This is a genomic window from Octadecabacter dasysiphoniae, assembly GCF_021532615.1.
Taxonomy (GTDB): Bacteria; Pseudomonadota; Alphaproteobacteria; order Rhodobacterales; family Rhodobacteraceae; genus Octadecabacter; species Octadecabacter dasysiphoniae.
Genome location: NZ_JAKGAQ010000003.1, coordinates 224,130 through 235,565, shown reverse-complemented (window position 1 = coordinate 235,565; position 11,436 = coordinate 224,130). Strand labels below are relative to the sequence as shown.

The following is an 11,436-nucleotide window of genomic DNA, read 5'->3' as shown; positions in this document are numbered from 1 at the left end:
TCAGGCCCCGATCAATTGAGTGATGAACATCGGCAGCGGACGCATGTAGATGCCGAGCACCTCTTGCACCAAATACCAGACGATAAAGGTCGCGCTGAGAGAGATCACCAGCATCAACAGCCATTTACGTTCGCCCAAAACGAACGAACCGATGAGCAGGAACAGCGATGTGGACAACAAGAACCCGACCGGGCGCAGGCACAACGCATAGACCACCATCAGGCCCAGCAAAATCAGCGCCTGACCCAGTTTGTATTCGTGCAAGCGGCGGTAATCTATGTCTCCGACTTTTTCCTCGCCCTTCTCAACCCCCAATAGAATGAGGAGAGAGGCGACAACGCCGAAGACCGACAACACTTTGGGGAACGTGCTTGGCCAGACGGGATTTCGGCGCGCGAACGGTGCCAATCCTTCGTCCATCGTGAAAAAGGCTGTGTAGCCGTACACAAGGCAGATGCCCAATAGGACAAGTGCAATCCAACGATCCAAGGCCATGCGACCTACCCCCAAATGTAGTGAAAATCAAAAAAGGCGGAGCGCGTGATGCGCTCCGCCTCAGGTCTTCTTAGAGGAAGCCCAATTTTGTCATCAGATCGCCAATGACTGTTTCCTGCTCTTCGAGGAACGTCTGGAAATCGTCACCAGGGTTGTGGATGTTGACCCAGCCGTTACGGGCCCGAACGGTTTCCCATTCTTCTGTGTCATACATCGCAGCGATGGCATCCTGATACTGGGCCAGCTTTTCGTCCGACATGCCAGGTGCGCCGAAGAACCCGCGCCAGTTGACGAACGTGGTGTCGATGCCTTGTTCCATCATTGTCATCGCATCTGGGGCTGCGGCAACGCGCTCGCCTGCTGTGACGCCGATGATTTTGACTTCGCCAGCATTGGACAGATCAACCGCCTCAGAGAAACCAGTGGACAGTGCCGCGATTTCGCCAGACAGCAGGGCCGCCATTGCGGTGCCGCCAGCATCGTATGGAATGTAGTTCACGCCCAGCGCATCACGGCCAGAGGCTTCCATGACCATCGCAGCCACGAGGTGATCCATACCACCTGGAACAGAACCGCCACCGATTGGTGTGCCAGCCTGATCCGCGTCGAATGCCGCCAGCAGGTCATCCATAGTGTTGATCGGGCTGTCTTTGCCCACGACGATCGCCGCATAGTCGCCGATTGTACCGGCCACGAGGGTCAGGTCACGGAAGTTGTGCGGGAACACGCCTGTCAGCGAGCGGATCACGATTGGTGTGGAATTCACCATCAATGTGTCTTCGAGGCTGGCTGCGTTTTCGATCATGTAACCGATCGCAACACCGCCGCCGCCGCCGGACATGTTTTCGTATGTCGCTGTGCCAACAAGGCCGGATTCTGTAAGCGCTTCGCCTGTGCCGCGTGCGGTGCCGTCCCAGCCGCCACCGGCGCCGCCCGGAATGATAAAGTGGACGTCATCAAGGACCTGATGGCCGTCTGCGAATGCAGGTGTGCCAAGTCCAAGGGTCGCCACAGCTGTGGCGATCAGGGCGCGTCGGCCCATCTTAAAAGTTGTCATTGTTCTCTCCCATTTGATAGCCGTTCTCCTCACGGCTTCGCTGTGTGACACAATCATGACAAGCTGACACAAACCTGTCACCCACCAAAGAAAGGGGCGCCCCCGCGATGAAATACCTGCTGGTCGAGGATAACCAAGAGCTCGCGCGGGCCATCTGTTCGCGCATGAGCCTTGATGGCCACCTTGTTGATCATGCAGCGTTAATCAGCGAAGCAGTAGAGTACGCAAGCGTGGGTGAATATGACCTTATCCTGCTCGATATCATGTTGCCGGACGGGGATGGGCGCAGCTTTCTAAAACAGCACCGCGCAGGCAAAAACAACACGCCGGTCATCGTTTTGACCGCCCGCAGTCAGGTCAGCGATAGAATCAGTATGCTGGACCTTGGGGCCGATGATTACGTGACCAAGCCCTTTGATCACGCCGAATTGCAGGCACGCTGCCGTGCCGTTTTACGCCGAAACGCCGGAACAGCCCAAAGCACAATCCGCATGGGTGACGTAGAATTTGACCCGGTCGGCGGCCACCTGACGGTCAAGGGCAAAGTGATCGATCTGCGCAACCGCGAACTGCGCTTGTTGGAATTACTGATGAACGCGCGCGGGCAGGTTTTTTCAAAACACAAACTCGTCGATCGCCTGTTTTCGTATGACGACGACGTATCCGAAAACGCGGTTGAGGTGTACGTCGGGCGGCTGCGCAAACATCTGGAAGGATCATCCGTGCAGATCAAAACATTGCGCGGGCTTGGGTATCGGCTTGATCATGACGGGTGATGTTGTCGTATCACGATCCCTGCGCAACCGACTGGCGATGATCCTGACGGGCGGCGCGGCGGTTCTGGCGATCGTGTTGTTCTTGGTGGTGCGCGCCTATGCCGCCCAGATCGCCCAACAAGGCCAAGACAATATCCTGAACGCATCCGTGTCCTCTATCCTCGACGCCGCTGTGTTGCGCGACGGAGAGGTGGAATTGGATTTCCCCTATGCCGCGCTGTCGATGCTATCGACAGACGCCGACGACCGCGTGTTCTACGCGGTCTATGAAGACGGCGCGCTGTTGTCAGGCTACGACGGTTTGGACACACAAGACGATGAGGCGTTCCGCTCCATGAATTACGACGGATCAACCGTGCGCATTGCCACAGCCACACGCACTTTGGTTGGCGCGAATGTGCCACGCCGCGTGACAGTGTCCGTGGCCCAAACCCAAGACGCGCTGTCGGGCACATTAAACCGGATTTCAACCAACGTCGCAGTGTTTGGTGCAGGTTTTTTTGCTCTGGCCACAGTGCTTTCGTTTTGGGCCACGTCCACGACAATCGGCCAATTGCGCCGCCTGACAACATCCGTCACGCGCCGCGGCCCACAAGACCTCAGCCCGTTCACCAAACCTGTTCCCACGGAAATGGGGCCACTTGTGGGATCGCTCAACAATCTGATGTTTCGGTTGGATCAATCCCTGAAACAATCCGAAGAATTCATCGCCGAAGCCGCCCACCGCGTCCGCACGCCACTTGCAACGGTGCGATCCTATGCAGAAGCCACGTTTCAGCGCGTCGAAAACACCGAAAACCGCGATGCTTTGCGATCCATGATGCGTGCAATTGATGAAAGCTCGCGCGCTGCGGGGCAGCTTTTGGATCATGCGATGGTGACGTTTCGCGCTGAAAATCTGGACCGGATCGATGTTGACCTGAACGATCTGCTGCGCGACCTCGTGCAGCGGATGACGCCCGTGGCTGACATGCGCGATGTGGATTTCATCCTCGATGCGGCCGCGCCTGCCCATCTGCACGGCGATCCGATTTTACTGCAAAACGCGTTTCGCAATCTGATTGACAATGCCCTGAAATATGCCCCGGCCGACAGCATTGTGACAGTGCGGGTACAGACGGCGCCAGATCTGTCAGTCAGCGTCACTGATCAAGGCAAAGGATTTCCACCATCCGAGATCAACAAGCTTGCTGATCGGTTTGTGCGTGGCAGCGATACGGACGGCCAAATCGGATCAGGGCTTGGCCTCACAATCGCACGGGATGTTGCGGCGGCACATGGCGGGGCCTTGATCCTGTCCAACAGATCGGAGGGCGGCGCATGCGCTACATTGCAGTTCTAATTCTTGCGGTTCTCCCTGCCTTTTGTTTCGCGCAAGATTGGGAAGACCAGCAAAAATTCGGCGCGAACGGCACCCCAATCCTGCGGATACTCTCCAGCACGGACACATCGTTTTTTGCCCCCATCATCGACAGTTTCATTGTCGGTCAGCCCAACGTATCCGTTGAATACATCGTAACGGGCACCGCCGATCTGGATAATGAATTTCGCCAAAATCCTGACCGCTTTGATGTGGTGATCTCAAGCGCGATGGATCTCCAGCTTAAGCTGACCAATGACGGGTTCGCCCAGCGCCTAGATGGGATCAGCCATCCGGATTGGGCGCAGTGGCGATCCAGCCTGTTTGCCTTCACAACGGAACCCGCCGCAATCGTGCTAAATGCGGCGGCATTTGACGGGCTGGCAACACCACGCACGCGCCAGGATTTGATCGAAGTGCTGCGCGCCAACCCGGACATCTTCATGGGCAAAGTTGGAACCTATGATGTCCGCCGCTCGGGTCTTGGGTATTTGTTTGCGACACAGGATGCCCGCACCTCTGAAACATTCTGGCGCTTGATGGAGGTCATGGGCAGCCTTGATGCGCGGCTATATTGTTGTTCCGGCGACATGATCGATGATCTGATCGAAGGGCGTATTCTGGTCGCCTACAACGTGTTGGGCAGCTATGCAGAGGGCCGTGCGGATACGGCAGACACCCTGACGGTGATCCTGCCGTCGGATTTTCCGACAACGATGATGCGGTCTGCCCTCGTGTCAAAATCGGCATCCGATCCGGCGCTCGCTGAGGCGTTTGTCAACCATTTGATCGGGCTGCAATCAGGCGGGGCGCGCGCCGCCTTCCCGCTTCCGCCACTGAACTCCGGACAGGACCCGACGGGACAATCATCAATCGGCCTCGAACCGGCATTGATGACCTATCTGGACGCGCTCAAGCGTCAGACGTTCGTGCGCGAATGGGAAGAAGCAATTATTCAGGACTGATCGCCGCGCGGCGGATTGGGCACGGCAAGATAGGCTTGCTTCGGGATCGCCACGATCCCCCTCATCCCGAGGTCGGCCGCATCTTGCACCGAAAGCGCATCAATCGCGCGTCGCACCGCACCGTATATCAAACCCGCATCCTGCCGCGCGGCTGTGATCAGGGGCAATCCCGGTGTCGGAACCGTCCAATCCAGCACGCGCAAATCCTGTGCAATGTCGCCGTATCGTTCAATATTGCGCCAGGTCACGGCGTCCAATGCCGCAATATCCGCCCGTCCCTCGGCCACCGCTTTGGCCGACAAAAGATGCGCACCGGTCCGAACGCGGTTTTGAAACCAAGACCCAATGGCACCCGTGTGGTGGTAAGGCGCGGCAAATCCCGATTGGGAAAACGCCTCGTTAAAGGCGAACGTCGCATCTTTGAACGCAGTGAGTTCTGTGCGCGCATCCGTGGCCCGTACCACCAACGCACTGCGGTAAAACCCGGGCGGGCAATCCTTCAATCCGTAGTCAGGCGTGCCAACTAGGCCAACCTGATCATGCAGCCAAAGGCGATAGGGCATGCCGCAGGTCTGGCTCAGCACAAGATCAGGGCTTTTCCAAACGCTGAATTCATCAGCATCTTGGGACAGATGATCGGGCGCATCTATGCCCGTCGCTGCCAATTCGGTGCGGATCAGCGCCCAAAATCGATCATGCGCACCAGCAAGTTGGGGACGTTGATACATCATCAAACTTGCAATCATGGTGGTGTCCTTTGGGGATGGTGGGAAAATCGAGGGGACCGTGTCGTCGCTAACCTGCGCGCTGACCCATCTGATCGCAAGGGCACGGTCGCATTGTGCTGTTCGCCGCCCCACGGACTGCATATGATCCCGCCCATGGAGCGCCCCGATTTTCAAATCTCCCTCATCGACGCAGCCCAGCGCGTGACCATCAAGGGCGCGATGACCCTGCCCCACGCGACCACGACCGAAGCGGATTTTCAAACCATCGCAACGGATCGCGATGTGCATCTTGATCTTTCGGGTGTCACCCGGTTCGACACGAGCGCCGCATGGATCATCGCATCCTTGGACGCGCGCCTGAAGGACGCCGGTCAAACCCTTGAAATTAATGGCACATCCGAGGAAATTAAAAGCCTTTTGCGCAGCGTTACAGCCGCAATGCCAACCCCCACTGTCGTTGAACAGCCCAAGATGACCTTCATGGATTGGGTCGCCAGCATTGGACAATCTATGGCCAGTGCATTCATGTATCTGGCAGAGCTCGTTGGTTTCTTGGGCCTTTTTCTCGCGCGATTGGTACGATCCTTGCGCCATCCAAAAGATTTCCGGCTGACCGCGCTCTTTCATCATTGCGAAGAGGTCGGGCTTAAGGCCGTGCCAATTGTCGCGCTTATGGCGTTCCTAATCGGCGTCGTGTTGGCCTTTCAGGGTTCAACACAGCTCAAACAATTTGGTGCCGAAGTTTTTGTCGTGGACCTCATCGCGATATCCATCCTGCGCGAATTGGGGATATTGCTCACCTCGATTATCGTCGCGGGCCGGACTGCGTCTGCCTTCACCGCTGCCATCGGGTCGATGAAAATGCGCGAAGAAATTGACGCCATGGCAAGCCTAGGCCTGGACCCGGCGATGATGCTGTTTGTGCCGCGCATCCTCGCGTTGGTGATTATGCTGCCAATCCTTGGATTGATCGCCAATGTGATGGGTCTGCTGGGTGGTGGGCTTATGGCGTGGATCGACCTTGGCATTTCGCCCGCATTGTTCATGACCCGTCTGGTTGAAGGGACGGACATCAACCATGTCATCATTGGCATGGTTAAGGCGCCTGTATTTGCCTTGATCATCGGCGTCGTCGGCTGTCACGCGGGCATGCAGGTCAAAAGCAATGCGGAATCTTTGGGGCGGATGACATCCTCTGCCGTTGTTGCTGCCATTTTCGCGGTGATCGTGGCGGATGCTTTGTTTTCCATCTTTTTTGCGGGGATCGGGATGTGAACCAACCAAACGACACAGACCGCGAGGTCGTCATTTCCATCCGCGGGCTTCGCAATCAGTTCGGCAGCCAAGTGGTTCATGACAATCTTGATCTTGATATCTACCGAGGCGAAATCATCGGCATTGTCGGTGGATCAGGCACAGGTAAATCCGTGCTGCTGCGCACGATTGCCGGTTTGAACCGCCCCAAGGCGGGCAGTGTTGAGGTTCTGGGCATCGACGTCCTGAATGCACATCAAGACGGGCGCGCGGACGCAGGCGTAAACTGGGGCGTTATGTTTCAGGATGGGGCTTTGTTTTCTTCCCTCACTGTGCGCGAAAATGTCGAAGTGCCCATGCGCACCGTTGACGGGCTTGATCCGCAGCTGCGCCGCGCGCTGGCGGATTTGAAAATCTCAATGGCGGGGCTGCCCTATTTTGCGGGGGACAAATACCCGTCTGAACTATCGGGCGGGATGCGAAAACGCGCCGGATTGGCCCGTGCACTCGCGCTTGATCCCCAAATTGTGTTTCTGGACGAACCGACTGCGGGGCTTGACCCGATTGGTGCGGCGGATTTTGATCAGCTGATATTGGGGTTAAGCAGGTCTTTGGGTCTTACGGTCTTTCTGGTCACCCATGATCTTGATACGTTACACGCGATTTGTGATCGCATCGCGGTGCTTGCCGAAAAACGTGTGCTGGTGACAGGGACAATGCAAGACATGCTGACGGTTGATCATCCGTGGGTCCATGAATATTTCCACGGGGTCCGCGCGCGCGCAGCCCTCGACACCAAAGCGGCCGCATCCGGCCCGACAAAGGACTGACGCAAAGTATGGAAACCCGTGCGAATTACATTCTGATCGGCGCGTTCACCTTGGCGGGCATATTCGGCATGGTCGGCTTATTCTTGTGGTTTGCCCGCGTCGAGCTGGACCGCTCTTTTGATTACTACGATGTGCGGTTTTCATCCGTTGCAGGCCTGAACGAGGCGTCCGATGTCCGGTTTTCCGGCCTGCCCGTCGGCCAAGTGGTCGATGTTCGGCTGTCACCCAATCAGGACGGCACAATTCTGGTCCGATTAGAAGTCGACGCTGCAACGCCTGTGCGGATAGACAGTGTTGCCACGATCGAATCCCAAGGCGTGACAGGCGTGTCCTTTGTCAGCATCGGGCCTGGCAACCCGCAAGAACCCCTTATGGCGGAGCGTTTGGGCAATGACGTACCTGAACTGATCGCCGGAAAATCTGCCATCCAATCCTTAACAGAAGACGCGCCACAACTGCTCACCGAAGCTTTGGTTGTTGTGCAAGAAGTACGTGATTTGCTGGGAACCGAAAATCAGGAACGCGTGCAGAATATTTTAGAAAACGCAGAAGACGCGTCTGAATCCTTAGCCGCCACATTGGAAGCCTTCGCCGAAGTCCCTGAAACGATTGAACGGTTCTCGGATCAAGTCGAAACCTTCAACGCCATTCTGGCAGGCATTTCGCCAGAGGTTGAGGCACTACTGTCCACGGCTGAAACAACCGTCGATTCCCTTGGCTCATTGTCCCAAGAGGCTGAAACAATGATCCTGACCGCCAATGATACGCTGGCCGTCGCGCAAGGGACCTTTAATGACGCCCAGCGCTATATCTCTGAGGATCTCACGGATACGACGGACGCGCTGCGCCAAACCGTGACCCAATTGCGCGCAGAGATCGAAACCCTCAGCGCGGATGCCCAAGCCTTGATTGCGACGTTCGATGGCACCGGTGTCGCGGCGACAAACCGGTTAACAGAAGCCCAGGCCACGCTTACCTCTGTTAATGATGTCTTGTCCCAAATCAGCGACACCGTCGGCACAGTGGATGGCGCGGCCGCGCGGTTTGATACTTTGCTTGAAACCGAAGCGACACCGCTGATGGCAGACGCCCGTGTCGCCGTAGCAACAGCCACAGACGCGATCAACGTGATCGGAGCCGCCGCCCAGACCGACCTGCCCGCAATCGTCGCCGACGTTCGTCAGGCCACGCAAACTGCATCTGAAACGATCAAGCAAGTGGCCCAAGACATAACCGCTGCAAGCGGACGCGTGGACGGCCTCAGCCTCACCGCCGAAGCCGCGTTGACCCAAGTCACCACCACCTTTGACAACGCCAACACCACCCTAGAGGCGATTACCCGCGCAATGGAAACCGGCGACAGCGCACTGTCCGTGGCCCAGAACGCATTTGCCGGTGCGGACCGTGTGATCAACGAAGACATCGACGGGATCATCACGGGCCTCGAGGGCAGCTTGGCCTCATTGAACACTGCAATTGCGCAAGTCTCCGACGACATCCCTAGCATCACCGCAGATCTGCGCGCCGCGGGACAATCCGCCGACGCGGCCTTTGCCACGTTGCGGCGCACCATTGACGCGTCTGGGCCGTCCGTCAGCGAATTCACCCGCACGGCCCTGCCCCTGTACACCCGATTGGCTGATGAAACCCGCGGGCTAATCAGCAATCTTGACCGCCTGACCGTTCAAATCCAACGCGACCCCGCGCGCTTTTTCCTCAACCAGCAATCCCCCGAATTCCAGAGATGAGACCAAATATGATCCGTGCTGCCACACAGAAATTAGCCGTCGCAATAACCGTCTTGTCCGTGCTGGGAGGATGTTCCGCAATTGGCGCTTTGGGCGATGCGACAACGCCTTTGTCGGTGTTTGATCTGCGCGCACCCGCGAACGCGCCTGTGGCACGGGGGGGTGCAGCCCCGGTTGATATCACCGTCGAATTGCCAACGACCAGCGGTGTGCTTGATACTGACCGGATCATGATCCGCCCTGACGCATTACAAGCGCAATATCTGCCAAATGTGCGGTGGGGCGATGAGGTGCCCGTCATGATGCAAACCCTGATGCTGCGCGCGTTGGAAAACACGAACGGTGCGCGCTATGTCGGGCGTCGCCCCTTAGCCGGCAGTGGGGATTACGCCATCGTCACCGAACTGGTGGATTTTCAGGCGGAAGTCGGTGCAGACGGGATCACAACGCGCGTATCAATCCGCATGACGTCCCGCCTCGTGCGTGAACGCGACGCCAGCATCGTTTCAAGCCGGACATTTACGGCCCAAGAAGACGCCGGATCAACAGAAACGCCCGCAGTCATCGACGCCTTTGATCGCGCATCCGACGCGGTTCTACTGGACTTCGCCGACTGGACCATGTCCGCAATCGGGCGTCGTTTATCCCCTGCTTGATCGGGACAGCTTGACAAACACGTAAGTCAGCACTTACACGTAAGCCATGACTTACACACTAGCTTTGACCGCTTTGGCCGACCCAACCCGCAGGCACATTTTTGAGGCCTTGTGGGATCAGCCAAGCACGGTCACTGATCTAGCAAAGGGTCAAACCGTCAGCCGCCCCGCGGTGTCACAGCACCTTAAAGTTCTTCAAGCCGCACAGCTTGTTCAGGTGACGCCGAACGGCAGCCATCGCATCTATTCGGTGCGACCGGATGGATTGGATCCACTGCGCGGCTATCTCGACCAATTCTGGGGCGATGCTCTTAACGCCTACGGTGCCGAAGTCCGGCGGCGCACATCAAATTAACCAAACAAAGGTAGACCCATGCTCGACCCAGTCATTAAGACCATTGATGTTCCTTGCTCCCAAAAACAAGCCTTTGAGATTTTCTGCGATATGTCCACGTGGTGGCCTCTCGACAAGCGGTCCATGTCCTTGATGCGCGCGGATGGTCCGGCAAAGCGGCTGAGTGTTGATGCACAGCTAGGGGGCCGCATCGTGGAAACCGCGATCGATGACGTCGAACATCATTGGGGCACGTTTACCCAATTCAACGCGCACCATCACCTACAGCTTGATTTTCATATGGGATTACCTGCGCAACAGGCAGGGCAAGTAGACGTTCGGTTCACCCCGTTGAACGCCACAACCACCCGCGTAGAACTCATACACAGCAACTGGGAAGGCTATGACGATATGGCCGAAATGATGCGCAATGGCTACGGAAGCAGCTGGGGAATGCTGTTTGAGGAAGCCTTTGCGGCCGCCTGCGCATCCGAATAATCCATTCACAATCGCCGATCTCAATGGACGTGTGTCAGTTTGGAAACCAGACGGACACACGCCCGCTCTGTCCGTTTCTGCCCGCATGTATTGCCAATCCACCACCGTAATAATGCGCGATGCGCTGCGCGATGGGCAGACCAAGGCCGCTGCCCTCAGCCCTGTCCTGCTGATTAAGCGTCACAAACATCTCAAGTGCTGCGTCGCGCAAATCAACAGGGATGCCGGGCCCGTCGTCTTCCACCTCCAGAATGCAGCGGTTGGTTTTACGTTGTGACGACAGGTAAATCTGACCGCGTCCGAGGTGGTGATGCTTTGTCGCATTGGACACTAGTACCCCAGTCAAAACATCAAGATCATCTGACGCGATCTTGGGAACGGCTGTCAGGTTGGTCGTAATTTCAAAATTTTTGACAAGGGGCGTGTTGGCGCAAACCCTTTCAACAAGGTCGTCCCAATTGCCGTCAAATGTTCGATCTGAATGCCCAACTTGCGAATATAGCATCAGGTTTGTGATCAACGCTTCAAGCCGAGTGCTCCGTTGTTTCAGCAGAGCCAGATATGCGGTCACATCACCTGATACCGCGCCCTCAGCCAGTTCCTCTTCGATCCAACCGGCAAGCTCTGACATCGCCCGCACCGGAGACTTCAGGTCATGTGATAGCCGCGTGGCCAGTTTCACGAATTCCGCTGGGACAGATGTGCCCATCGACGGAGGATCATTCATTTGGTCAG

Annotated in this window: 13 protein-coding genes; 9 read left to right on the top strand and 4 right to left on the bottom strand. The window is 56.9% G+C overall.

The window, feature by feature from the left end; genetic code table 11:
- Positions 1-495, bottom strand: a complete 495-nt coding sequence (locus L0664_RS13495) for a tripartite tricarboxylate transporter TctB family protein (RefSeq protein ID WP_235226409.1) — start codon at positions 493-495, stop codon at positions 1-3.
- A gap of 70 nt (positions 496-565) precedes the next feature.
- A complete protein-coding gene (locus L0664_RS13490) occupies positions 566-1,552 on the bottom strand; it encodes a Bug family tripartite tricarboxylate transporter substrate binding protein (protein WP_235226408.1) in 987 nt (328 codons plus the stop codon).
- 107 nt (positions 1,553-1,659) lie between these two features.
- Between L0664_RS13490 and L0664_RS13485 the strand changes: the two genes are divergently transcribed.
- The 3 genes from L0664_RS13485 to L0664_RS13475 are packed head-to-tail and all read left to right on the top strand — an operon-like array spanning position 1,660 to position 4,653.
- Entirely contained in the window at positions 1,660-2,328 is a 669-nt protein-coding gene (locus L0664_RS13485; protein ID WP_235226407.1) for a response regulator transcription factor, read from the top strand.
- On the top strand, positions 2,318-3,670 hold the full coding sequence (locus L0664_RS13480; RefSeq protein WP_235226406.1) for a sensor histidine kinase: 1,353 nt from the start codon (positions 2,318-2,320) through the stop codon (positions 3,668-3,670). Before L0664_RS13485 ends, L0664_RS13480 begins: the two co-directional genes overlap by 11 nt.
- On the top strand, positions 3,649-4,653 hold the full coding sequence (locus tag L0664_RS13475) for an ABC transporter substrate-binding protein (RefSeq protein WP_235226405.1): 1,005 nt from the start codon (positions 3,649-3,651) through the stop codon (positions 4,651-4,653). The genes L0664_RS13480 and L0664_RS13475 overlap by 22 nt, the downstream gene beginning before the upstream one ends.
- Here the strand turns inward: L0664_RS13475 and L0664_RS13470 are convergent.
- On the bottom strand, positions 4,644-5,399 hold the full coding sequence (locus tag L0664_RS13470; protein ID WP_235226404.1) for a phosphate/phosphite/phosphonate ABC transporter substrate-binding protein: 756 nt from the start codon (positions 5,397-5,399) through the stop codon (positions 4,644-4,646). The two genes, L0664_RS13475 and L0664_RS13470, sit on opposite strands and share 10 nt — an antisense overlap.
- Positions 5,400-5,522: 123 nt before the next feature.
- Here L0664_RS13470 and L0664_RS13465 point away from each other — a divergent pair, with 123 nt between their 5' ends.
- From L0664_RS13465 to L0664_RS13440, 6 genes are read left to right on the top strand one after another with little or no spacing between them, the layout of a single operon-like run.
- On the top strand, positions 5,523-6,656 hold the full coding sequence (locus tag L0664_RS13465; protein ID WP_235226403.1) for an ABC transporter permease: 1,134 nt from the start codon (positions 5,523-5,525) through the stop codon (positions 6,654-6,656).
- Positions 6,653-7,465 carry an ABC transporter ATP-binding protein gene (locus L0664_RS13460; protein ID WP_235226402.1) on the top strand — a complete coding sequence of 271 codons (813 nt, stop codon included), beginning with the start codon at positions 6,653-6,655 and terminating at the stop codon, positions 7,463-7,465. Before L0664_RS13465 ends, L0664_RS13460 begins: the two co-directional genes overlap by 4 nt.
- Positions 7,466-7,473: 8 nt before the next feature.
- The gene (locus L0664_RS13455) at positions 7,474-9,213 is read left to right on the top strand and encodes an MlaD family protein (RefSeq protein WP_235226401.1); all 1,740 of its coding nucleotides are present in this window, start codon (positions 7,474-7,476) and stop codon (positions 9,211-9,213) included.
- Positions 9,214-9,221: 8 nt separating this feature from the next.
- Positions 9,222-9,869, top strand: coding sequence for an ABC-type transport auxiliary lipoprotein family protein (locus L0664_RS13450; RefSeq protein WP_235226400.1), 648 nt, complete (start codon positions 9,222-9,224; stop codon positions 9,867-9,869).
- A gap of 46 nt (positions 9,870-9,915) precedes the next feature.
- A complete protein-coding gene (locus L0664_RS13445) occupies positions 9,916-10,224 on the top strand; it encodes an ArsR/SmtB family transcription factor (RefSeq protein WP_235226399.1) in 309 nt (102 codons plus the stop codon).
- An 18-nt stretch (positions 10,225-10,242) separates the two neighbouring features.
- A complete protein-coding gene (locus tag L0664_RS13440) occupies positions 10,243-10,701 on the top strand; it encodes an SRPBCC domain-containing protein (protein ID WP_235226398.1) in 459 nt (152 codons plus the stop codon).
- Between the two features lie 34 nt (positions 10,702-10,735).
- Here the strand turns inward: L0664_RS13440 and L0664_RS13435 are convergent, their stop codons facing one another.
- Positions 10,736-11,428 (bottom strand): sensor histidine kinase, encoded by a 693-nt coding sequence (locus L0664_RS13435; protein WP_235226397.1) that lies wholly within the window; start codon positions 11,426-11,428, stop codon positions 10,736-10,738.
- Between the last annotated feature and the right edge of the window lie 8 nt (positions 11,429-11,436).